The organism is Prevotella melaninogenica (assembly GCF_018128065.1).
Classification (GTDB): domain Bacteria; phylum Bacteroidota; class Bacteroidia; order Bacteroidales; family Bacteroidaceae; genus Prevotella.
The window spans coordinates 847,403-868,875 of sequence record NZ_CP072359.1; the positions used below are offsets into that span (position 1 = coordinate 847,403).

39 protein-coding genes are annotated in these 21,473 nt (G+C 42.5%); 37 read left to right on the forward strand and 2 right to left on the reverse strand.

Annotation, left to right across the window (positions count from 1 at the left end; genetic code table 11):
• The 37 genes from J5A56_RS13830 to rplQ all read left to right on the forward strand — a co-directional run bounded on the left by J5A56_RS13830 (position 1) and on the right by rplQ (position 20,242).
• Entirely contained in the window at positions 1–162 is a 162-nt protein-coding gene (locus tag J5A56_RS13830) for a hypothetical protein (RefSeq protein WP_349251572.1), read from the forward strand.
• 57 nt (positions 163–219) lie between these two features.
• Entirely contained in the window at positions 220–366 is a 147-nt protein-coding gene (locus J5A56_RS03410; RefSeq protein ID WP_211815439.1) for a hypothetical protein, read from the forward strand.
• Positions 367–1,130: 764 nt separating this feature from the next.
• Positions 1,131–1,346, forward strand: a complete 216-nt coding sequence (locus tag J5A56_RS03415) for a hypothetical protein (protein WP_021671813.1) — start codon at positions 1,131–1,133, stop codon at positions 1,344–1,346.
• Positions 1,346–1,504 carry a type II toxin-antitoxin system YafQ family toxin gene (locus J5A56_RS03420; RefSeq protein WP_021671814.1) on the forward strand — a complete coding sequence of 53 codons (159 nt, stop codon included), beginning with the start codon at positions 1,346–1,348 and terminating at the stop codon, positions 1,502–1,504. Before J5A56_RS03415 ends, J5A56_RS03420 begins: the two co-directional genes overlap by 1 nt.
• A gap of 376 nt (positions 1,505–1,880) precedes the next feature.
• The gene (gene rpsL / locus J5A56_RS03425) at positions 1,881–2,264 is read left to right on the forward strand and encodes a 30S ribosomal protein S12 (protein WP_004335835.1); all 384 of its coding nucleotides are present in this window, start codon (positions 1,881–1,883) and stop codon (positions 2,262–2,264) included.
• 219 nt (positions 2,265–2,483) lie between these two features.
• Positions 2,484–2,960, forward strand: a complete 477-nt coding sequence (rpsG, locus tag J5A56_RS03430; protein WP_021671815.1) for a 30S ribosomal protein S7 — start codon at positions 2,484–2,486, stop codon at positions 2,958–2,960.
• A gap of 28 nt (positions 2,961–2,988) precedes the next feature.
• Positions 2,989–5,106, forward strand: a complete 2,118-nt coding sequence (gene fusA, locus J5A56_RS03435) for an elongation factor G (RefSeq protein ID WP_021671816.1) — start codon at positions 2,989–2,991, stop codon at positions 5,104–5,106.
• 87 nt (positions 5,107–5,193) lie between these two features.
• The gene (gene rpsJ, locus J5A56_RS03440; protein WP_004352787.1) at positions 5,194–5,499 is read left to right on the forward strand and encodes a 30S ribosomal protein S10; all 306 of its coding nucleotides are present in this window, start codon (positions 5,194–5,196) and stop codon (positions 5,497–5,499) included.
• A gap of 71 nt (positions 5,500–5,570) precedes the next feature.
• Positions 5,571–6,185: a 50S ribosomal protein L3 gene (gene rplC / locus J5A56_RS03445; RefSeq protein ID WP_021671817.1), complete on the forward strand. Its 615-nt coding sequence runs from the start codon at positions 5,571–5,573 to the stop codon at positions 6,183–6,185.
• Positions 6,185–6,814, forward strand: a complete 630-nt coding sequence (gene rplD, locus J5A56_RS03450) for a 50S ribosomal protein L4 (protein ID WP_021671818.1) — start codon at positions 6,185–6,187, stop codon at positions 6,812–6,814. The genes rplC and rplD overlap by 1 nt, the downstream gene beginning before the upstream one ends.
• A gap of 22 nt (positions 6,815–6,836) precedes the next feature.
• Entirely contained in the window at positions 6,837–7,181 is a 345-nt protein-coding gene (rplW, locus tag J5A56_RS03455) for a 50S ribosomal protein L23 (protein ID WP_021671819.1), read from the forward strand.
• 6 nt (positions 7,182–7,187) lie between these two features.
• Positions 7,188–8,015 (forward strand): 50S ribosomal protein L2, encoded by an 828-nt coding sequence (gene rplB, locus J5A56_RS03460; protein WP_004361610.1) that lies wholly within the window; start codon positions 7,188–7,190, stop codon positions 8,013–8,015.
• Between the two features lie 22 nt (positions 8,016–8,037).
• Positions 8,038–8,307: a 30S ribosomal protein S19 gene (rpsS, locus tag J5A56_RS03465; RefSeq protein WP_021671820.1), complete on the forward strand. Its 270-nt coding sequence runs from the start codon at positions 8,038–8,040 to the stop codon at positions 8,305–8,307.
• A gap of 36 nt (positions 8,308–8,343) precedes the next feature.
• Complete coding sequence (rplV, locus tag J5A56_RS03470; protein ID WP_021671821.1) at positions 8,344–8,757, forward strand: 50S ribosomal protein L22; 414 nt, start codon at positions 8,344–8,346, stop codon at positions 8,755–8,757.
• Between the two features lie 8 nt (positions 8,758–8,765).
• On the forward strand, positions 8,766–9,494 hold the full coding sequence (gene rpsC / locus J5A56_RS03475) for a 30S ribosomal protein S3 (protein WP_021671822.1): 729 nt from the start codon (positions 8,766–8,768) through the stop codon (positions 9,492–9,494).
• Positions 9,495–9,508: 14 nt separating this feature from the next.
• On the forward strand, positions 9,509–9,937 hold the full coding sequence (gene rplP / locus J5A56_RS03480; protein ID WP_004361613.1) for a 50S ribosomal protein L16: 429 nt from the start codon (positions 9,509–9,511) through the stop codon (positions 9,935–9,937).
• 5 nt (positions 9,938–9,942) lie between these two features.
• The gene (gene rpmC, locus J5A56_RS03485) at positions 9,943–10,137 is read left to right on the forward strand and encodes a 50S ribosomal protein L29 (RefSeq protein WP_021671823.1); all 195 of its coding nucleotides are present in this window, start codon (positions 9,943–9,945) and stop codon (positions 10,135–10,137) included.
• A gap of 2 nt (positions 10,138–10,139) precedes the next feature.
• Entirely contained in the window at positions 10,140–10,406 is a 267-nt protein-coding gene (gene rpsQ, locus J5A56_RS03490) for a 30S ribosomal protein S17 (RefSeq protein ID WP_004361615.1), read from the forward strand.
• Between the two features lie 2 nt (positions 10,407–10,408).
• The gene (gene rplN, locus J5A56_RS03495) at positions 10,409–10,774 is read left to right on the forward strand and encodes a 50S ribosomal protein L14 (RefSeq protein ID WP_004361616.1); all 366 of its coding nucleotides are present in this window, start codon (positions 10,409–10,411) and stop codon (positions 10,772–10,774) included.
• Positions 10,775–10,794: 20 nt separating this feature from the next.
• The gene (rplX, locus tag J5A56_RS03500; protein WP_021671824.1) at positions 10,795–11,112 is read left to right on the forward strand and encodes a 50S ribosomal protein L24; all 318 of its coding nucleotides are present in this window, start codon (positions 10,795–10,797) and stop codon (positions 11,110–11,112) included.
• Entirely contained in the window at positions 11,112–11,666 is a 555-nt protein-coding gene (rplE, locus tag J5A56_RS03505) for a 50S ribosomal protein L5 (RefSeq protein WP_004361618.1), read from the forward strand. The genes rplX and rplE overlap by 1 nt, the downstream gene beginning before the upstream one ends.
• Before the next feature lie 5 nt (positions 11,667–11,671).
• Entirely contained in the window at positions 11,672–11,974 is a 303-nt protein-coding gene (rpsN, locus tag J5A56_RS03510; protein ID WP_004361619.1) for a 30S ribosomal protein S14, read from the forward strand.
• Positions 11,975–12,099: 125 nt separating this feature from the next.
• The gene (gene rpsH, locus J5A56_RS03515) at positions 12,100–12,495 is read left to right on the forward strand and encodes a 30S ribosomal protein S8 (protein ID WP_004361620.1); all 396 of its coding nucleotides are present in this window, start codon (positions 12,100–12,102) and stop codon (positions 12,493–12,495) included.
• Between the two features lie 14 nt (positions 12,496–12,509).
• The gene (rplF, locus tag J5A56_RS03520; protein ID WP_009012402.1) at positions 12,510–13,076 is read left to right on the forward strand and encodes a 50S ribosomal protein L6; all 567 of its coding nucleotides are present in this window, start codon (positions 12,510–12,512) and stop codon (positions 13,074–13,076) included.
• A gap of 21 nt (positions 13,077–13,097) precedes the next feature.
• A complete protein-coding gene (gene rplR / locus J5A56_RS03525) occupies positions 13,098–13,442 on the forward strand; it encodes a 50S ribosomal protein L18 (protein WP_004352769.1) in 345 nt (114 codons plus the stop codon).
• A gap of 6 nt (positions 13,443–13,448) precedes the next feature.
• A complete protein-coding gene (rpsE, locus tag J5A56_RS03530) occupies positions 13,449–13,961 on the forward strand; it encodes a 30S ribosomal protein S5 (RefSeq protein ID WP_021671825.1) in 513 nt (170 codons plus the stop codon).
• Positions 13,962–13,979: 18 nt separating this feature from the next.
• Positions 13,980–14,156 carry a 50S ribosomal protein L30 gene (gene rpmD / locus J5A56_RS03535; protein ID WP_021671826.1) on the forward strand — a complete coding sequence of 59 codons (177 nt, stop codon included), beginning with the start codon at positions 13,980–13,982 and terminating at the stop codon, positions 14,154–14,156.
• Positions 14,157–14,182: 26 nt separating this feature from the next.
• The gene (gene rplO, locus J5A56_RS03540) at positions 14,183–14,629 is read left to right on the forward strand and encodes a 50S ribosomal protein L15 (protein WP_004361624.1); all 447 of its coding nucleotides are present in this window, start codon (positions 14,183–14,185) and stop codon (positions 14,627–14,629) included.
• 4 nt (positions 14,630–14,633) lie between these two features.
• Positions 14,634–15,974 (forward strand): preprotein translocase subunit SecY, encoded by a 1,341-nt coding sequence (secY, locus tag J5A56_RS03545; protein ID WP_021671827.1) that lies wholly within the window; start codon positions 14,634–14,636, stop codon positions 15,972–15,974.
• Positions 15,975–15,990: 16 nt separating this feature from the next.
• A complete protein-coding gene (map, locus tag J5A56_RS03550; protein ID WP_021671828.1) occupies positions 15,991–16,791 on the forward strand; it encodes a type I methionyl aminopeptidase in 801 nt (266 codons plus the stop codon).
• Between the two features lie 7 nt (positions 16,792–16,798).
• Positions 16,799–17,017 carry a translation initiation factor IF-1 gene (gene infA, locus J5A56_RS03555; protein ID WP_004352768.1) on the forward strand — a complete coding sequence of 73 codons (219 nt, stop codon included), beginning with the start codon at positions 16,799–16,801 and terminating at the stop codon, positions 17,015–17,017.
• Between the two features lie 13 nt (positions 17,018–17,030).
• Positions 17,031–17,147 (forward strand): 50S ribosomal protein L36, encoded by a 117-nt coding sequence (gene rpmJ, locus J5A56_RS03560; protein ID WP_004352823.1) that lies wholly within the window; start codon positions 17,031–17,033, stop codon positions 17,145–17,147.
• Between the two features lie 97 nt (positions 17,148–17,244).
• Positions 17,245–17,625 (forward strand): 30S ribosomal protein S13, encoded by a 381-nt coding sequence (gene rpsM / locus J5A56_RS03565; protein WP_004361628.1) that lies wholly within the window; start codon positions 17,245–17,247, stop codon positions 17,623–17,625.
• A gap of 20 nt (positions 17,626–17,645) precedes the next feature.
• Positions 17,646–18,035: a 30S ribosomal protein S11 gene (gene rpsK / locus J5A56_RS03570; RefSeq protein WP_004383890.1), complete on the forward strand. Its 390-nt coding sequence runs from the start codon at positions 17,646–17,648 to the stop codon at positions 18,033–18,035.
• A 38-nt stretch (positions 18,036–18,073) separates the two neighbouring features.
• Positions 18,074–18,682 carry a 30S ribosomal protein S4 gene (gene rpsD, locus J5A56_RS03575; RefSeq protein ID WP_004361630.1) on the forward strand — a complete coding sequence of 203 codons (609 nt, stop codon included), beginning with the start codon at positions 18,074–18,076 and terminating at the stop codon, positions 18,680–18,682.
• A 14-nt stretch (positions 18,683–18,696) separates the two neighbouring features.
• A complete protein-coding gene (locus J5A56_RS03580; RefSeq protein WP_004361631.1) occupies positions 18,697–19,695 on the forward strand; it encodes a DNA-directed RNA polymerase subunit alpha in 999 nt (332 codons plus the stop codon).
• A gap of 58 nt (positions 19,696–19,753) precedes the next feature.
• A complete protein-coding gene (gene rplQ / locus J5A56_RS03585) occupies positions 19,754–20,242 on the forward strand; it encodes a 50S ribosomal protein L17 (protein WP_021671829.1) in 489 nt (162 codons plus the stop codon).
• 78 nt (positions 20,243–20,320) lie between these two features.
• Here rplQ and J5A56_RS03590 read toward each other — a convergent pair whose 3' ends face one another.
• A complete protein-coding gene (locus J5A56_RS03590) occupies positions 20,321–20,839 on the reverse strand; it encodes a hypothetical protein (RefSeq protein ID WP_021671830.1) in 519 nt (172 codons plus the stop codon).
• Positions 20,840–20,849: 10 nt separating this feature from the next.
• Positions 20,850–21,149: a hypothetical protein gene (locus J5A56_RS03595; protein ID WP_021671831.1), complete on the reverse strand. Its 300-nt coding sequence runs from the start codon at positions 21,147–21,149 to the stop codon at positions 20,850–20,852.
• Positions 21,150–21,473 lie beyond the last annotated feature (324 nt).

The window sequence follows — 21,473 nt, forward strand, 5'->3', positions numbered from 1 at the left end:
ATGTTCTCATTCTCTGACGAAGACTCATCAACAACAGGTATCATGTCTGTTGATGCAGAGAAGCCAGCTGATAATGTTTACTATAACCTCAATGGTCAGCGTGTAACGACACCACAGCGTGGCATCTTTATCCAGAACGGTCGCAAGGTAATTGTTAAATAACAACAAAGGAATTATGGAAAAAAGAAATATATTATCCCAGTAACAGAGGCTGCTCGCATGAAGAACGAACACCTCATGCTGATTGCCAGTCCTGGTGTAGGTGGAGACTACAATTCAGGTGATGAGATTGGAGCAAAGGAAAACAACATGTTTGACGAAGAAACAGCTAATGAGTGGCCAAAACATAGCGTTTGGGAAGATTAACCCATAGCTATATAATAATAAATTACGCGGAACGATAGGTTATCTATACGTTCCGCGTTTTTTTGTACGCTCGGCATGAGCATTGTCTAACGGGTGTAAGTCCCGAGTAAGCCCTAATAGCGAGAATTACATAGCCAACGACAAGGGTGTTCATCGTGAGGTGAAATCTGAATGAAGTCGGCGGCAAACATCTGACCTAACGGACAGAAACTTCATATAAGGCATATGACCGTGGATGAGATTGCTAAACAAATCAAAGTCCCATAGCTATTCGGAACGGTTGGTGGAGTTTCCTTGAGCGAAGCGAAAAAATGAAGTAGGTATAAGATGGAAAGACAATGCCCTTATCCGAGGAGGTCTCACGGACATGACGATTCATTTCCTTAACGTAATTCATGAAGCAAAACTTGTCGTGAGAAGTCAGCAGATGTCATAGTACCTAAGGCACGTGTGTCTATGGGAAGGGACTGAATCGGGCAGTGCAATAGTAAATGACTAAAGTTTCCCACCCTCAAAAAGTTGGCTTAAAATAACAGTTTCTCAATAATTATTGGTAACTTTGTGGTGCTTTATTACATTGATTATCAATAAATTAAAGAATAACTGTTATGGATGAAAAATTAGACAATTTAAGCGAGATATCCAAGCTTTTGAGTGTTAAAAGTAAGATGAGCAGCGATATTCTCTCACTTTTTATTTTATTCTCTTGCATCTCTCAAAAAAAGACTATATTTGCAATATAAAAAAATATAGGAGGACAAGTAATGAATACAAATAATACCACAACAAGCACATTCTTCTTGGAAATACCCAAGGCTGATACATTGTTATTAAAGTCGCTCGTAAAGCGTATGGGGTGGACGGTACATAAAACTACAACTGAGTACACCGCTTATGAACAGGCACTTAATGACAAGGAACAAGGTCGTGTCAATGAGTATGTCAGTGCAGATGAGCTGTTTTCCAAATTAGGCATTTGATGGCATATAAACTCTTGACAACATACCAGTTTGAGAAAGACCTCAAACGATGCAAGAAACGTGGGCTCCTAATGGATAAACTCAAAGAGGTTATCAACGAATTGGTAACTAACGGTAGAGTTCCTGCCCAATTTAGACCTCACTTGTTACTAATATAATGTATAAATACTTTGTTTTGGTAAAATTATATATATAAGACCGTTCTTTCTATATTAAAAGACATGAATAGAAATAGTCCTGTTCGGATAAGATGGATAATTGATTTTGTATAGATAAAGAGGTCTTATTTTGGACTCAATAGCGTGCAAATGTGGTTAGTGTCAGTGTTAAACAATATGTAAAAAGTTATTTATTGTTAATGAATAGCGTTTGGTAGATTATTCTTTTTCTTATTATTAGGTCATTTAAGGGAATATTTGTACCTTTGCAACCCGAAACGACAGAGTGAATTACATCGTTTTTAGTGCATATCACTTGTGTTTGTAATGGATTGAAAATAAATAAAATAAATATATAACAATAAAAAGTAAAATTATGCCTACTATTTCACAATTAGTAAGAAAAGGCAGAAAGGACATCGTAGACAAGAGCAAGTCTCCGGCTTTGGACAATTGTCCACAGCGTCGTGGCGTTTGTGTTCGTGTTTACACTACAACTCCTAAGAAGCCTAATTCGGCAATGCGTAAGGTTGCCCGTGTTCGTTTGACCAACCAGAAGGAAGTAAACTCTTACATCCCAGGAGAGGGTCACAACTTGCAGGAGCACAGTATTGTTCTCGTTCGTGGTGGTCGTGTTAAGGACCTTCCTGGTGTACGTTATCACATCGTTCGTGGTACTCTTGATACCGCAGGTGTTGCCAATCGCACACAGCGTCGTTCTAAGTACGGTGCTAAGCGTCCAAAGGCAGCTAAGAAGTAATATCTGCGTTGCCTAAAGGCAGCAAAAGAAACTTCAATCCATAAAGCCGAGGTGCAACGGCCGGTGATGGTCGATGCTCCAAGGCACTTTAAAAGAAGAAACTAAAAACAAACAGTTTTGCTGGAGATTTGTAATCACAAAGGTTGAGTAAATGCCCAAGAGAGGGTGTTGAAGAACGAAAGACGACAGCCTCCGCAGAATTAAAGTTTAAAATTAAAAATGAGAAAAGCAAAACCAAAGAAGCGTGTAATCCTTCCAGATCCAAAGTTCAATGATCAGAAGGTGTCAAAGTTCGTAAATCACTTGATGTATGATGGTAAGAAGAATACCTCATACGAAATCTTCTACGCAGCCCTTGATATTGTAGGCGGTAAGTTGAAGGATGAAGAGAAGTCTCCACTTGAGGTGTGGAAGCAGGCTCTCGATAACATCACTCCACAGGTAGAGGTTAAGAGCCGCCGTATTGGTGGTGCTACATTCCAGGTACCAACAGAGATTCGCCCTGATCGTAAGGAGAGTGTTTCAATGAAGAATATGATTGCCTTTGCACGTAAGCGTGGTGGTAAGAGCATGGCTGATAAGCTTGCTTCTGAGATTATGGACGCTTTCAATAACCAAGGTGGTGCTTACAAGCGTAAGGAAGATATGCACCGCATGGCTGAGGCTAACCGTGCATTTGCTCACTTCAGATTCTAATCAAGTTATTATAATAAGGTAAAAGGAAATGGCAAATCACGATTTACATTTGACTCGTAATATCGGTATTATGGCACACATCGATGCCGGTAAGACGACCACATCTGAACGTATTCTTTTTTATACAGGTAAGACTCATAAGATTGGTGAGGTACATGATGGTGCTGCTACTATGGACTGGATGGCACAGGAGCAGGAGCGTGGTATCACAATTACATCTGCTGCTACAACATGTAACTGGAACTACCTTGGAAAGTCTTATAAGATTAACTTGATTGATACTCCGGGACACGTTGACTTTACTGCTGAGGTAGAGCGTTCACTCCGTGTTCTTGATGGTGCTGTTGCTACTTATTCTGCTGCTGATGGTGTACAGCCACAGTCAGAGACTGTTTGGCGTCAGGCTGACAAGTACAACGTTCCACGTATTGGTTATGTAAACAAGATGGACCGTTCTGGTGCTGACTTCTACGAGACTGTACAGCAGATGAAGGACATCCTTGGTGCTAACCCTATTGCTATTCAGATTCCAATTGGTGCAGAGGAGAACTTCAAGGGTGTTGTTGACCTTATCAAGATGAAGGCTATCTTGTGGCACGATGAGACAATGGGTGCTCAATATGATGTTGAGGAGATCCCAGCTGACCTCGCTGATGAGGCTGCTGAGTGGCGTGAGAAGCTCCTTGAGGGTGCAGCAAACTACGACGATGAGTTGATGGAGATGTACCTTGAAGGTCAGGATATTCCTGAGGACAAGCTGATTGCTGCAATTCGTAAGGGTTGTATCTCTATGGAGTGCTGTCCAATGCTTCTCGGTTCTTCATATAAGAACAAGGGTGTACAACCACTTCTCGACTATGTTTGTGCTTTCTTGCCTTCTCCATTGGATACACCAGCTATCGTTGGTACAAACCCAGAGACTGATGAGGAAGAGGAGCGTAAGCCAAGTGAGAATGAGCCTACAGCTGCTTTGGCATTTAAGATTGCTACTGACCCATTCATGGGACGTTTGGTATTCTTCCGTGTCTACTCAGGTAAGGTTGTTGCTGGTTCTTACGTATTCAATACACGTTCTGGTAAGAAGGAGCGTATTAGCCGTCTGTTCCAGATGAACTCTAATAAGGAAATCCCTATGGAGTCAATCGATGCAGGTGATATTGGTGCTGGTGTAGGTTTCAAGGATATTCGTACTGGTGATACGCTCTGTGATGAGAAAGCTCCAATTATCCTCGAGTCTATCACTTTCCCTGATACTGTGATTTCTATCGCAGTTGAGCCAAAGAGCCAGGCTGACGTTGCTAAGCTTGATAATGGTCTTGCTAAGCTCGCTGAGGAAGACCCAACTTTCACCGTTCGTACCGATGAGCAGAGTGGTCAGACCATTATCTCTGGTATGGGTGAGCTTCACCTTGATATTATTATCGACCGTCTGAAGCGCGAGTTCAAGGTTGAGTGTAACCAGGGTAAGCCACAGGTTAACTACAAGGAGGCTATTACCAAGGCAGCTCAGAGCCGTGAGACTTATAAGAAGCAGTCTGGTGGTCGTGGTAAGTTCGCTTGTATTGACGTAACTATCGAGCCTAAGGACGAGGATTACGAGGAGGGCGACTTGCAGTTTATTAACGTTGTTAAGGGTGGTAACGTGCCTAAGGAGTTCATCCCAGCAGTAGAGAAGGGCTTCAAGGATTGTCTTGGCAACGGTGTACTCGGTGGCTTCCCAATGACAGGTCTTAAGGTTACTTTGACTGATGGTTCTTTCCACCCAGTTGACTCTGACCAGTTGTCATTTGAGCTCGTAGCTCATCAGGCGTTTAAGGTTCTTTGTCCTAAGGCAGGTCCTGTTCTTATGGAGCCTATCATGAAGGTAGAGGTTGTTACTCCAGAGGAGAACATGGGTGATGTTATCGGTGACTTGAACAAGCGTCGTGGTCTTGTACAGGGTATGGATGAGGCTCGTAGCGGTGCTCGTATCGTTAAGGCTATGGTTCCATTGGCAGAGATGTTTGGTTATGTAACAGCTCTTCGTACAATTACTTCTGGTCGTGCTACTTCTTCTATGGAGTATGATCACCACTCACCAGTATCAAGTTCTCTCGCTAAGGAGATTCTTGATGAGTTGAAGGGTAATTCAGACCTCGTTAAGTAAATAAAAGAAGGTTCTGCTCTCTCATAGCGAATGACTCTTATGAGAGAGCACCCTTTATGTATATTCAATAATAATTAAAAATTAAACATGAGTCAGAAGATTCGTATTAAGCTGAAGTCTTACGACCACCAGTTGGTTGACAAGTCAGCAGAGAAGATTGTGAAGGCTGTTAAGGCTACTGGCGCTATCGTTAGCGGTCCTATTCCATTGCCAACACACAAGCGTATTTACACTGTAAACCGCTCTACATTCGTTAATAAGAAGTCACGTGAGCAGTTTCAGCTCTCAGATTTCAAGCGTCTCATCGATATTTATAGCTCTACAGCAAAGACTGTTGACGCATTGATGAAGCTTGAGTTGCCTTCAGGTGTAGAGGTTGAAATCAAGGTGTAGTCAGCTGTTGACAAATAAGAAAGAAATTAATACAAAAAGCATTTACATTCATTTTAAAATCATTAATTGAAATGCCAGGATTATTAGGAAAGAAAATCGGAATGACATCCGTTTTCAGTGCCGACGGTAAGAATGTACCGTGCACTGTTATCGAAGCTGGTCCTTGTGTTGTAACCCAGGTTAAAACTGTTGAAAAGGATGGTTACAAGGCTGTTCAGTTAGGTTTCGGCGAGGCTAAGGAGAAGAGAACTTCAAAGCCACAGCAGGGACACTTTAAGAAAGCCGGCACAACACCAAAGAAGCACTTGGCCGAGTTCAAGTTTGACGAGGAGTATAACCTCGGTGACACTATTACTGTTGAATTGTTCAACGATACTAAGTTTGTAGACGTTGTAGGTACATCTAAGGGTAAAGGTTTCCAGGGTGTTGTTAAGCGTCACGGATTTGGTGGTGTAGGTCAGTCTACTCACGGTCAGGACGACCGCGCTCGTAAGCCGGGTTCTATCGGTGCTTGTTCTTACCCAGCTAAAGTTTTCAAGGGCATGCGCATGGGCGGCCAGATGGGAGGCGACAGAGTAACAACTCAGAATCTTCAGGTGTTAAAGGTTATTCCAGAGCACAATCTTATCCTTGTTAAGGGTAGTGTTGCTGGATGTAATGGTTCAACCGTAATAATTAAGAAGTAATGGATATTAACGTATTAGATATCAAAGGTCAGGAGACCGGCCGTAAGGTAACTCTTAACGAGAATATCTTCGGTATTGAGCCAAACGATCACGTCCTCTATCTCGCAGTTAAGCAGTATCTCGCTGATCAGCGTCAGGGTACAGCTAAGTCAAAGGAAAGAAGTGAGCACGCTGGTTCTACTCGTAAGTTGGGTCGTCAGAAGGGCGGCGGCGGTGCTCGTCGTGGTGATATCAATTCGCCAGTCCTCGTAGGTGGTGGTCGTGTTTTCGGTCCAAAACCACGTGATTACAGCTTCAAGCTGAATAAGAAGGTTAAGGTGCTTGCTCGTAAGTCTGCATTGGCTTATAAGGCACAGGATAATGCTATCGTAGTCGTTGAAGATTTCAATCTTGACGCTCCTAAGACTAAAGATTTCGTAAACATTGCAAAAAATCTTAAAGTTGATAGCAAGAAAGTCCTTCTCGTTTTGCCAGAAGTAGAGAAAAACGTATATTTGTCAGTTCGTAATCTACAGAAGGCTGAGGTTATGACTGCTTCACAGGTAAATTCATACAAAGTTTTGAATGCTGATGTAGTAGTTATTACTGAGAACTCTCTGAAGGTTATTGACGAAATCTTAACCAAGTAATAATTAGGAGACAAGAAGAATTATGGGATTTATTATTAAACCAGTGGTCACTGAGAAGATGGCCAAGTTGACAGAAAAGTCTTCTGAGGATAAGGTTGTAAAGCACAAGGGTGAGAAGAGAACTATTTTGGCTCAGCCAAAGTATGGTTTTATTGTTAAGCCTGAGGCCAACAAACTTGAGATTAAGAAAGAAGTTGAGGCTTTGTACAACGTTACAGTAGTAGATGTGAATACGATTCGTTACGCTGGTAAGCGTCAGGCACGTTATACTAAGGCGGGTCTCGTGAAGGGACAGAAGAACGCATTCAAGAAGGCTATCGTCACATTGAAGAATGGCGATTCAATTGATTTTTATAGCAATATTTAAATAAAAATGGCAGTACGTAAATTAAACCCGGTTACACCGGGACAAAGACACAAGGTTATTGGCACGTTCGAGGATATTACTGCATCCGTGCCAGAGAAGTCTCTCGTTTACGGTAAACGTTCTACCGGTGGTCGAAACAACACCGGTAAGATGACTGTCCGCTACATGGGCGGTGGTCATAAGAAGAAGTATCGTCTTATCGACTTCAAGCGAGAGAAAGATGGTGTTCCAGCTGTAGTGAAGACAATCGAATATGATCCTAACAGATCAGCTCGCATTGCACTGTTATACTATGCTGATGGTGAAAAACGTTACATTATTGCTCCTAACGGACTGCAAGTTGGTGCAACACTGATGTCAGGTGCTGAGGCAGCACCTGAGGTTGGTAATGCACTTCCTTTGGCTAACATTCCTGTTGGTACTGTAATTCACAACATTGAGTTACGTCCAGGTCAGGGTGCATTGCTCGTTCGTTCGGCTGGTAACTTTGCTCAGCTTACTTCTCGTGAAGGCAGTTATTGTGTTATCAAGCTCCCTTCTGGTGAAACACGCCAGATTTTGTCAGCTTGTAAGGCAACTGTTGGTAGTGTAGGTAATTCTGACCATGCTCTTGAGCAGTCTGGTAAGGCTGGTCGCTCTCGCTGGTTGGGACGTCGTCCTCACAACCGTGGTGTTGTTATGAACCCTGTTGATCACCCAATGGGTGGTGGTGAAGGTCGCCAGTCTGGTGGTCATCCACGTTCTCGCAAGGGCTTGTACGCTAAGGGTCTCAAGACTCGTGCACCTAAGAAGCTTTCAAACAAGTACATTATTGAGAGAGCTAACAAGAAGTAATCAAAGTAATTAAGAGTAAATTATGAGTCGTTCATTAAAAAAAGGTCCATACATCAACGTATCACTCGAGAAGAAGATTCTTGCTATGAATGAGAGTGGTAAGCAGAATGTAATTAAGACATGGGCCAGAGCATCAATGATTTCCCCTGATTTTGTGGGTCACACTGTTGCAGTTCATAACGGAAATAAATTTATCCCTGTTTACATTACTGAGAATATGGTAGGTCATAAGCTCGGAGAGTTCAGTCCTACACGCCGTTTCGGTGGTCACTCTGGTAATAATAAGAGGTAAGCAGGTCGTAATCCATTTAGAAAATAGAATAATATAATGGGAGCAAGAAAACGTATAAAGGCTGAAGCTCGTAAAGAAGCTTTGAGAAGCCAGTATTTTGCAAAGCTCAAGGACTGTCCTTCTTCTCCACGCAAGATGCGCTATGTTGTAGACATGGTTCGTGGTATGGAGGTCAATCGTGCCCTTGGCGTACTAAGATTCTCCAAGAAAGCAGCTGCTCAGAACGTTGAGAAACTTCTGCGTTCAGCTATCAACAACTGGGAGACAAAGAATGACCGCAAGGCTGAAGACGGTGAACTTTATATCTCTAAGATCTTCGTTGATGAAGGCGTTACAATGAAGCGCATGCGTCCTGCACCACAGGGCCGTGGCTACAGAATCCGCAAACGTTCTAACCACGTCACTCTCTTCGTTAATTCAAAGGATGACGCTAATAATGATGATAAATAAATAGTAGAATGGGACAGAAAGTTAATCCAATTAGCAACCGTCTTGGTATCATCCGCGGTTGGGAGTCAAATTGGTTCGGTGGCAAAAACTTCGGGGATAATCTCGTAGAGGATCGCAAGATTCGTACTTACCTGAACAAGCGTTTGGAAAAAGCAAGCGTTTCCCGTATTGTCATTGAGCGCACATTGAAGCTCGTCACCATTACTATTTGCACCGCTCGTCCGGGTATCGTTATCGGCAAAGGTGGTCAGGATGTTGATAAGCTTAAAGAAGAGTTGAAGAACCTTTTCAAGAAGGAAGTTCAGATTAATATCTTCGAGGTTAAGAAACCTGAACTTGATGCCAACATCGTTGGTAACAATATCGCTCGCCAGGTAGAAGGTAAGATTGCTTACCGTCGTGCTATCAAGATGGCAATTGCCAACACTATGCGTGCTGGTGCTGAGGGTATCAAAGTTCAAATTACAGGTCGTCTGAACGGTGCCGAAATGGCTCGTAAGGAAATGTTTAAGGAGGGTCGTACTCCTCTGCATACATTCCGTGCAGACATCGATTATTGTCAGACAGAAGCCCTTACAAAGGTTGGTCTGCTGGGTATCAAGGTATGGATTTGCCGTGGTGAAGTTTACAACAAGGTAGACCTCACACCTAACTTTACTCAGGAGAAGAACAATGGCCGTTCTAACAATGGTGGCCGTTCTGGAAGAGGTAATCGTAGAAGAAACAATAACCGTTAAAAGAAGAAGCTATCATGTTACAGCCAAAAAGAGTAAAATATAGAAGACCTCAAGACGGACGTGGCAATAAAGGCAACGCCCACAGAGGTACACAGCTGGCTTTCGGCTCATTCGGCATCAAGACACTTGAGGCTAAGTGGATCGACAGCCGTCAGATTGAGGCCGCTCGTATAGCCGTAAACCGCTATATGAACCGTCAGGGCCAGGTCTGGATTCGCATCTTCCCTGATAAGCCAATCACACGTAAGCCTGCCGATGTTCGTATGGGTAAGGGTAAGGGTGATCCAGCAGGATGGGTTGCACCAGTTACCCCAGGTCGTGTTCTCTTTGAAGTAGAGGGCGTAAGCTTTGATATTGCAAAGGAGGCTCTTCGCCTCGCTGCACAGAAGCTGCCTGTTAAGACAAAGTTTATTGTTAGACGTGATTTCGATAAAAACGCTTAAGAAAGATGAAGATTAAAGAAGTAAAAGAACTCGAAACCAAGGATTTGGTTGAGAAAATAGAGAATGCTGAGGCAGCTCTCGCAAAGATGAAGCTGAATCATCATATTACTCCGCTTGAGAATCCATCTCAGATTAAGGCCGCTCGTCGTGACATTGCACGTATGAAAACAGAACTTTCTCAGAGAGAACTTAATAAATAACAATGGTCCAGATGGAAACAAGAAATTTAAGAAAAGTAAGACAGGGTGTCGTTATCAGCAACAAAATGGATAAAACCATCGTTATTGCAGCTAAGTTCAAGGAGAAGCACCCTATTTATGGTAAGTTTGTCCAAAAGACAAAGAAGTACCATGCTCATGACGAGAAGAATGAGGCTAATGTAGGTGATACAGTACTCATTATGGAGACTCGTCCTCTTTCTAAGACAAAGAGATGGAGATTAGTTCAAATTGTAGAAAAAGCTAAGTAATTATGATACAGACAGAATCAAAACTTACAGTATGTGATAACAGCGGCGCTCGTGAAGCGAAGTGCATTCGTGTGCTCGGTGGTACACGCCGTCGTTACGCAAGTGTTGGTGACGTTATCGTAGTTGCTGTACAGAACGTCATCCCATCAAGTGAATTGAAAAAGGGTGCAGTATCAAAGGCTTTGATCGTTCGCACAAAGAAGGAAATTCGTCGTGCTGATGGTTCATACATCCGCTTCGATGATAACGCATGTGTATTGCTGAACAATGCTGGCGAGATTCGTGGTAGCCGTATCTTCGGCCCAGTTGCTCGTGAGTTGCGTGCGGTGAACATGAAGGTCGTTTCTTTGGCACCTGAGGTTCTTTAATTATTAAATAGAATAATAAAATGGCAAAATTCCATATAAAGAAAGGCGATCAGGTCATTGTTCTTGCTGGTGCAGATAAGGGCAAGACAGGAAAGGTGCTTAAGGTCATCGCAGATAAGGAGCGTGCTATTGTAGAGGGTTTGAATATGGTCTCAAAGAGCACAAAACCTTCTGCTGCTAACCCTCAGGGTGGTATCATTAAGCAGGAGGCTGCAATTCATATCTCAAATTTAAGTCTCATCGATCCGAAGAGCGGTAAGGCTACACGTATCAAGATTGAGCGTGAAGGCAAAACTGTTAAGCGTATCGCTAAAAAGTCAGGGGAGGAAATTAAGTAATGAATACAGCTCAGTTAAAGAAACAGTACAAGGAGCAGATTGCTCCTGCTTTGCAGAAGCAGTTCAACTATTCTTCAGCTATGCAGGTACCTGTTTTGAAGAAGATTGTTATCAATCAGGGTCTTGGTGATGCAACCCAGGATAAGAAACTTATCGAAGTTGCTGTTAACGAGATTTCTTCTATCACAGGTCAGAAGGCTGTTGCAACTTATTCTAAGAAGGATATTGCAAACTTCAAGTTGCGTAAGAAGATGCCTATCGGCGTTATGGTAACTCTGCGTCGTGAGCGTATGTATGAGTTCCTCGAGAAACTTGTTCGCGTATCTTTGCCACGTATTCGTGACTTCAAGGGTATTGAGAGCAAGTTCGATGGTCGTGGAAATTATACTCTCGGTATTACCGAGCAGATCATCTTCCCAGAGATTAATATCGATCAGGTTGACCGCATCCAGGGTATGAACATCACTTTCGTTACATCAGCTAAGACTGATGAAGAGGGTTATGCTTTGCTGAAGGGCTTCGGACTTCCATTCAAGAATGCTAAAAACGATTAATTGATATGGCAAAAGAATCAATGAAAGCTCGCGAAGTAAAGCGTGCGAAGCTTGTTGCTCGCTATGCTGAGAAACGCGCAGCTCTGAAAAAGATTATCGCTACTTCAAACGATCCTGAAGAGGCTTATGAGGCTGCTCGCAAGTTGCAGTCTATTCCAAAGAATGCTAATCCTATTCGTTTGCACAATCGTTGCAAGATTACAGGACGTCCAAAGGGTTACATTCGTCAGTTTGGTCTCTCTCGTATTCAGTTCCGTGAGATGGCATCTCAGGGACTCATTCCAGGTGTGAAGAAGGCAAGCTGGTAATCAAATATATCGACGCGGATAGTGAATTGTGAAATTTAATTTGTACCTTTGCAGTTCATTATCCGCTTTCAAGCGATTTTTTAATATTGTCGGGGTAGTCCCGATTAATTAAACATTTATATTTTATGACAGATCCAATAGCAGATTATCTGACAAGACTCAGAAACGCAATCATGGCTCATCACCGTGTTGTTGAGGTTCCTGCGTCTAACTTGAAGAAGTCTATTACTAAGATCCTCTTCGAGAAGGGTTACATCTTGAACTATAAGTTCATCGAGGATGGTCCCCAAGGTTCAATCAAGGTCGCACTGAAGTACGATCCTGTAACAAAGCAGAGCGCTATCAAGAAATTGAAGCGTGTTTCTACCCCAGGTCTTCGCCAGTATACTGGTTACAAAGACATGCCGAGAGTAATTAACGGACTTGGAATTGCTATCCTTTCCACGTCTAAAGGTGTAATGACAGACAAGGAAGCTGCTGCCGAGAAAATTGGTGGTGAGGTTCTTTGCTATGTTTATTAATTGGAGGATTGAATATGTCAAGAATAGGAAAATTGCCAATTAGTGTTCCAGCTGGCGTTACAGTTGCTCTTAACAATGGTGTTGTTACAGTAAAAGGTCCTAAAGGTGAACTCTCTCAGAAGGTAGATTCTTCTATCAAGACTATCATTGAGGACGGTCAGGTAACATTCGAAATTGATGAGAATAGCCCAGTAAACTACAAGCAGAAGCAGGCTTTCCATGGTCTTTATCGTTCGCTCGTTAACAATATGGTTGTTGGTGTAAGTGAAGGTTATAAGAAAACACTGGAGCTCGTAGGTGTAGGTTATCGTGTTTCTAATCAGGGTAACTTGGTAGAGTTCTCTCTTGGTTATACTCACCCAATCTTTATTCAGCTTCCTTCAGAAGTTAAGGTTGAGACAAAGAGTGAGCGTAACCAGAATCCAATCATCACTCTTGAATCAGCTGACAAGCAGCTGCTTGGTCTCATCTGTGCAAAGATTCGTTCTTTCCGTAAGCCTGAGCCTTACAAGGGTAAGGGTGTCCTGTTCCAGGGTGAGGTTATTCGCAGAAAGTCTGGTAAGACAGCTGCAGCTAAGTAACTTTAATACATCATTACGATTATGACAACAAAGAAAGAACAAAGAAGAATTAAGATAAAGTTCCGCATTCGTAAGAGTGTGAACGGTACTGCTGAACGCCCACGCTTGAGCGTTTTCCGCAGTAATAAGCAGATTTATGCACAGGTTATTAACGATCTGACCGGAACAACCCTCGCTTCAGCTTCTTCACTTGGCCTTGAGAAAATGGCTAAGATTGATCAGGCTAAGAAGGTAGGTGCGCTCGTTGCTGAGCATGCTAAGGCTGCTGGTGTAGAGCAGGTTGTTTTTGACCGTAACGGTTATCTCTATCACGGACGTGTACAGGCTTTGGCTGATGCTGCACGTGAGGGAGGACTTAAATTCTAAACGATTATGGCAATGAATAGAGTAAAAGTAAATAGTGATGTAGAACTGAAAGACCGCTTGGTTGCTATCAACCGTGTAACTAAGGTTACAAAGGGTGGTCGTACTTTCACATTCGCAGCTATCGTCGTTGTTGGTGACGGTAAGGGCGTTATTGGCTGGGGTCTTGGTAAGGCTGGCGAAGTTACGGCTGCTATCCAGAAAGGTACTGATTCAGCAAAGAAGAACCTTGTTAAGGTTCCAGTTTTGAAAGGTACTGTTCCTCATGAGGCAGAGGCTCGCTTTAGCGGTGCTCATGTTCTCCTTAAGCCAGCTGCAGCCGGTACTGGTTTGAAGGCCGGAGGTGCTATGCGTGCTGTTCTTGAGAGTGCAGGTGTTACTGACGTGATTGCAAAGTCAAAGGGTTCTTCTAACCCTCATAACCTTGTAAAGGCTACTATTGCTGCCCTTGCTGAAATGCGTGATGCATATACAGTGGCTGGTGAGCGTGGTATCAGTATGGAAAAAGTATTTAACGGTTAATTTAGGAGGTATTATATTATGGCAACAATTAAGATTAAGCAGATTAAGAGCCGTATTGGTGCTCCTAAAGACCAAAAACAAACTTTGCAGGCTTTGGGACTTCGTAAGATTTCTCAGGTTGTTGAAGTAGAGGATACTCCAAGCTGCCGAGGTATGATCCGTAAGGTGCATCACCTGGTATCAGTAATTGATTAATTAATCTTTTAAAGAAAACAGTAATTATGAAATTAAATAATTTGAAACCAGCTGTTGGCTCTACACATTCACGTCGTCGTATTGGTCGTGGTCCAGGTTCTGGACTCGGTGGAACCTCTACTCGTGGTCACAAGGGTGCAAAGTCACGTTCTGGTTATAAAAAGAAAATTGGCTTTGAGGGTGGTCAGATGCCTCTCCAGCGTCGTGTACCGAAGGCTGGATTCAAGAACATCAACCACAAGGAATATTTTGCTGTAAATCTTTCTACTCTTCAGGCACTTGCTGAGAAGAATAACCTTACTAAGATTGGTGTTGAGGAGCTTAAGGCTGCTGGTCTTACCAATGGTAAGGAACTTGTTAAGGTTCTTGGTAATGGTGAGTTGAAGGCAAAGTTGGAGGTTTCAGCTAATGCTTTCTCTAAGACTGCTGAAGAAGCTATTAAGGCAGTTGGTGGTAACACAACTATAATCTAAGTTAATGAAAAAGTTTATTGAGACACTGAAGAACTGTTGGAAAATTGAGGATTTGCGTCAGCGACTTCTCATTACCATTCTGTTCACAGCTATTTACCGTTTTGGGTCGTTTGTGGTGCTTCCTGGCATCAATCCTGCCCTGTTGGAAAAGTTGCAGGCACAGACCAAGGGCGGTCTTATGTCACTTTTGGACATGTTCTCCGGTGGTGCATTTTCTCATGCGTCAATCTTCGCATTAGGAATCATGCCATACATCTCAGCATCTATTGTTATGCAGCTCCTTGCTGTCGCTGTTCCTTATTTTCAAAAGATGCAGCGTGAAGGGGAGAGTGGCCATAAGAAGATAAACTGGTATACGCGTGTCCTGACAGTAGTAATCCTACTGTTTCAGGCACCGTCTTACCTGATGAACTTAAAAATGCAGGCCGCTGGTGCTTTGGCATCAGGTATTGATTGGACTACATTTATGATTCCTGCTACAATTATTCTTGCAGCAGGTTCAATGTTCATTCTTTGGCTTGGTGAGCGTATCACGGATAAAGGTGTCGGAAACGGTATCTCTTTAATCATTATGATTGGTATCATTGCTCGTCTGCCACAGGCGGTTATTTTGGAATTTGGTAATCGAGTTTCAGAGGCTATCGGTGGTGGTATTGTGATGCTTATCATTGAGATTATTATCCTTTATGCTGTTGTATGTGCGGCTATACTTCTCACTCAGGGAACTCGTAAGATTCCTGTACAGTATGCTAAACGTGTTGTTGGTAATAAACAATATGGTGGAGCTCGTCAGTATATTCCATTGAAACTGTTCGCAGCTAACGTAATGCCTATCATTTTTGCGCAAGCTTTGATGTTTATTCCATTGGCAATTGTTCAGTATTCATCTGATAGTACAAACTCAGTACTTCAGTCTTTGATGAACACAAAGAGTTTGGCGTATAACTGTATTTATGTGCTTCTTATCGTAGTGTTTACTTATTTTTATACTGCGATTACACTTAATCCAACTCAGATGGCTGAGGATATGAAGCGTAACAACGGATTTATCCCTGGCGTTAAACCTGGAAAGGATACTGCAGATTACATTGATACTGTTATGTCTCGTCTTACGGGACCAGGAGCTTTGTTTATCGCTTTTATTGCTATTATGCCTGCATTAGCAGGATATTTAAATGTTGCTGATGCATTTGGTCAGTTCTTTGGTGGTACTTCGTTGTTGATTCTTGTTGGTGTTGTTATTGATACGCTCCAGCAGATAGAATCACACTTGATGATGCGTCACTATGATGGACTTCTGAATTCAGGACATACACGTGGCAATGGTGGTGTTGCAGCCTATTAAATCTTTATCTTAAGAAATGAGTATATTTCTAAAGACTGAAGATGAAATTGAACTTATGCGTGAGGCCAACCTGCTGGTCGGTAAAACACTGGCAGAAGTTGGTCGTCATGTAAAGCCTGGTGTCACGACTCTCCAGTTAGATAAAATAGCTGAAGAGTTTATCCGTGATAATGGTGCTATACCTACATTCAAAGGTTTCCCCAGTTCTTATGGGCCTCCTTTCCCCGGTAGTATTTGTGCGTCTGTAAATGATGTCGTAGTACATGGTGTACCAAGTGAGGATGTTGTTTTAAAGGATGGTGATATCATTTCTATTGATTGTGGGACTTTGCTAAACGGTTTCAACGGAGATAGTTGTTATACTTTTTGTGTTGGAGAAGTTAGTGAAGAAGTCAAGAAATTGCTTCGTACAACGAAGGAATCCCTTTATAAGGGTATTGAAGTAGCACAGGCTGGGCATCACGTAGGTGATATTGGTCAAGTTATTCAGGATTATTGCCAAGCACAAGGTTATGGTATTGTTCGTGAATTAACAGGGCATGGTATCGGACGTGAAATGCATGAGGAACCAGCTGTTCCCAATTATGGTAAGCGGGGAAGTGGAGTGTTACTCAAGGCAGGAATGTGTATTGCTATAGAGCCAATGGTTACTATGGGCAAACGAGAAATCGGATTATTACCTGATCGTTGGAGTATTGTGACACGTGATCGTCGCCCAGCAGCTCACTTTGAGCACACAATTGCAATTAGAGCTGGTAAGGCTGATATTTTATCTTCTTTTGAGGAAGTTGAACATTTAGAAAGACAAAATTTTTAATTAGTATATGGCAAAGCAAACTGCAATAGAGCAGGACGGAACAATTCTCGAAGCACTTTCAAATGCAATGTTCCGAGTGGAATTAGAGAATGGTGTTGATATCACCGCTCATATTTCCGGTAAGATGAGAATGCACTACATCAAGATTCTTCCTGGTGATAAGGTGAAGGTTGAGATGAGTCCATACGACCTGACTAAGGGTCGAATCGTTTTCAGATACAAATAAACAACATAGAGATATGAAGACAAGAGCATCATTAAAGAAGCGTACAGCCGACTGTAAGATCGTTCGTCGCAAGGGTCGTCTGTTCGTTATCAACAAGAAAAACCCTAAGTTCAAAATGCGTCAGGGTTAAGTTAAAAAAGCGTAAAGAGGTAAGTTTCTCGTAAATTATGCTTACCTTTGCATGCTTTTTAGCGCTAAATGACATTTATTTATTTAATTATCAAACAATGGCAATAAGAATTGTTGGAGTAGATTTGCCCCAGAATAAGCGTGGCGAAATCGCATTGACCTATATCTATGGTATTGGTCGAAGTAGTTCAGCAAAGATATTGGATAAGGCTGGTATTAGCCGTGACCTGAAGGTCAGCGAGTGGTCTGATGACCAGGCAGCCAAGATCCGTGAAATTATCGGTGCTGAATTCAAAGTTGAAGGTGATCTCCGTTCTGAGATCCAGATGAACATCAAGCGCCTCATGGATATAGGTTGCTATCGTGGTGTTAGACATCGTAATGGTCTTCCTGTTCGCGGTCAGAGTACTAAGAACAATGCTCGTACCCGTAAGGGAAAGAAGAAGACTGTTGCTAATAAGAAGAAGGCTACTAAGTAATTCTAAGGAGGAAATTAATTATGGCAAAGAAATCAGCAACATCTAAGAAAAGAAATGTAAGAGTTGACGCACTTGGACAGCTCCACGTGCACAGCTCATTTAATAACATCATTGTATCTTTGGCTAACAACGAGGGTCAGGTTATCTCTTGGTCTTCGGCTGGTAAGATGGGATTCCGTGGATCAAAGAAGAACACTCCCTACGCTGCTCAGATGGCAGCAGAGGATTGCTCTAAGGTAGCTTTCGATCTCGGTCTTCGTAAGGTTAAGGCATTCGTTAAGGGTCCAGGTAACGGTCGTGAGAGCGCTATCCGTGCGGTGAACGCAGCAGGTATTCAGGTAACTGAAATCGTTGACGTTACTCCGTTGCCACACAACGGCTGCCGTCCTCCAAAGCGTCGTCGTGTATAATCACATCTTATAACAATTAAAAGAATTCATATTAAATTATGGCAAGATACATAGGTCCAAAATCACGAATCGCACGCCGTTTCGGTGAGCCAATTTTCGGCGCAGATAAGGTATTAGCTAAGAGAAACTTCCCTCCAGGACAGCACGGTAACAACCGTCGTCGCAAGGTATCTGAGTATGGTGCTCAGCTTGCAGAGAAGCAGAAGGCTAAATACACTTATGGCGTTTTGGAGCGTCAGTTCCGTAATCTGTTCGACAAGGCTGCTAAGGCAGAGGGTATTACTGGTGAGGTTCTTCTTCAGAGCCTCGAGAGTCGTTTGGATAATGTAGTGTTCCGTCTCGGTATCGCTCCTACTCGTGCAGCTGCTCGTCAGCTCGTTAGCCACAAGCACATTGTTGTTAACGGTAATGTCGTAAATATTGCTTCATATCAGGTAAAGGCTGGTGACGTTGTTGGTGTTCGCGAGAAGGCTAAGTCACTTGAGGTTATCGAGGCAGCTTTGGCAGGCTTTAACCACAGCAAGTACCCATGGCTTGAGTGGGATGATAACGCTAAGTGCGGTAAGTTCCTTCATCGTCCAGACCGTGCTGACATCCCTGAGAATATTAAGGAGCAGTTAATCGTTGAGTTGTACTCTAAACAATAAAATTCATTAAATTAATGGCGATATTAGCATTTCAAAAACCTGATAAAGTAGTGATGCTGGAGGCCAATGACCATTTCGGCAAGTTCGAATTCCGTCCTCTTGAGCCTGGCTTTGGTGTTACCATTGGTAACGCTCTTCGCCGCATCCTCCTTTCATCGCTGGAAGGCTTCGCAATCAACACTATCCGTATAGCTGGTGTTGAGCACGAATTCTCTTCAGTTCCTGGTGTAAAGGAAGATGTTACCAACATCATCTTGAATCTCAAACAAGTTCGATTCAAGCAAGTAGTAGAAGAATTCGAGAATGAGAAAGTTAGTATCACCGTAGAGAATTCCACCGAATTCAAAGCAGGTGATATCGGTAAGTATCTGACTGGATTTGAAGTGTTAAACCCTGATTTGGTGATTTGTCATTTAGACTCCAAGGCTTCTATGCAGATTGATTTGACCATCAACAAGGGACGTGGTTACGTTCCTGCTGAGGAAAATCGTGAATACTGCACTGATGTAAACGTACTCCCAATCGATTCCATCTACACCCCAATTCGTAACGTAAAATATGCCGTTGAGCCATATCGTGTTGAGCAAAAGACCGACTATGACAAATTGGTTGTTGAAGTTACGACTGATGGTTCCATCCACCCAAAGGATGCACTGAAAGAGGCTGCGAAGATTCTTATTTATCACTTCATGTTGTTCTCTGATGAGAAGATTACTCTCGAGAATCCAGATCAGGAGGGCAATCAGGAGTTTGATGAGGAGGTTCTGCACATGCGCCAGCTCTTGAAGACCAAGTTGACCGATGCAAGTCTCAACTTGAGTGTTCGTGCACTCAACTGCTTGAAGGCAGCTGATGTAGAGACATTAGGCGACCTCGTTCAGTACAACAAGACGGATCTCTTGAAGTTCCGTAACTTTGGTAAGAAATCGCTTTCTGAGCTTGATGATTTGCTCGAGAGTCTGAATCTGTCGTTTGGAACCGACATTACAAAGTATAAATTGGATAAAGAATAGTTGACGAGTTGCTTAAACGACAAGTTGACGGGTTTATCCACAACAAGTTAAAAACAAAATGAGACATAATAAGAAATTCAACCATTTGGGTCGTACTGCTGACCATCGCGCTGCGTTGCTTTCAAACTTGGCAGTTGCTTTGATTCTGAATCAGCACAAAAGAATCACTACGACTCTTGCTAAGGCAAAGGCTCTTAAGAAGTATGTTGAGCCGCTGATCACACGTTCTAAGAATGATACAACTAATTCACGTCGTGTTGTATTCCGTTATCTTCAGAACAAAGAGGCTGTTACTGAGCTCTTCAAGGAGATCTCTGTAAAGGTAGCTGATCGTCCAGGCGGTTATACACGTGTTATCAAGCTCGGTACCCGTCAGGGTGACGCTGCTCAGATTGCATTCATTGAGCTTGTTGACTTCGATGAGAACATGGCTAAGGCTCCAAAGACTGAAGCTAAGAAGACTCGTCGTAGCCGTCGTTCTACAAAGAAGGCTGATGCACCAGCAGAGGCTGTTGAGAACGTTGCTGAAGAGGCAAAGGCTGAATAATCCGAATAGATTTTATCTCTATAATAAAGAACTCCCGGTACTTGATGTATCGGGAGTTTTTTTTGTAGATTAAGCTTTCTACTTTAGCATTTTTGATACATAGCCATTGTGACGAAACCATTTATGCGCCCAGTTGGGTACCATGAAGATATAGCCAGAGATATCTTCGTGTGGGGCACAATCAAGTTGGTTACCTATGATGTCTGCAGCTTCTTGTACAGATGTTCCGTATAAACGTGCTAATTCTTCGCGTATGAGCGTATATGTGATGTTACGGATAGTTGCAGCGTTGATGGGTTGATTACCTAACAGAGCTAATAATTCGTCTTTAGAAGGGATTTTCACTTTCGGACCTACTCGTAGCCCTTCGAAGCAGTATTCTTCATCTACCTTATACATTGTAAATCCATCTTTATGGTTACGTTCGTTACATTCCTCTGCCATTTGTCGTGCAATAGGGTGGGTGATACGTTTTAGAATCTCAGTTATAATCGGTTGATGACGTAATTGTCCGTATGTATAGCCTTCTCCGTTGATACCACCAGAACCTGATGGGATGTCTGAGTCGGAGATTATGCATAACTCTTTTGTTTCCATTTATTCTTGTTTAAGTATTCTGATTAAATTTTAGTTCAAACTCTGTGTAGAAGTCCCTAACATAAATGAAATCGAAGATGCTGAAGTTTGTATGGTTGTATAGATTGTGGAAATGCTGATGAAGGTGTAAGTCGTAACTCCATTCTCTGTCTAATCCTTCATTCCAACAATCATCCGCATCTTGCAATCCCATGAGTTCCATTTCAGCCTTGTCATCTTCCTCTCTATGATATCCGTCGAAGCTCATACAGCAACCATATTTGCAATAGATGTCGTTATAACTTTCATCATTGAGAATCTCCCAAATCATTTCTGAATCTTTTCCTTGAAAGGATTACTGTTCGAGTATTGTTTGTTTTTTCCTAAGAAGATTTTACATTCTACCCCCTCAAACTGCAAGCTACTTCCACTATCTGCCAACATTTTCTTTGTGTTGTAATACAACTCTTTACTTTGTTGATAGTTTTTAATTACTACTTCTTTAAGTGTTTCGTTGAATTCCTTTAACAGCTGATAGTTTTCATCTGTTGGCTTGAATAGTTGGTTAAGGAGCATTCGACGATTAAAGATGAGATTTTGGTTTAAGTGACAAAAAGAGACCTAAAATCTCTTGTAATCCATTTATTTCACGAAG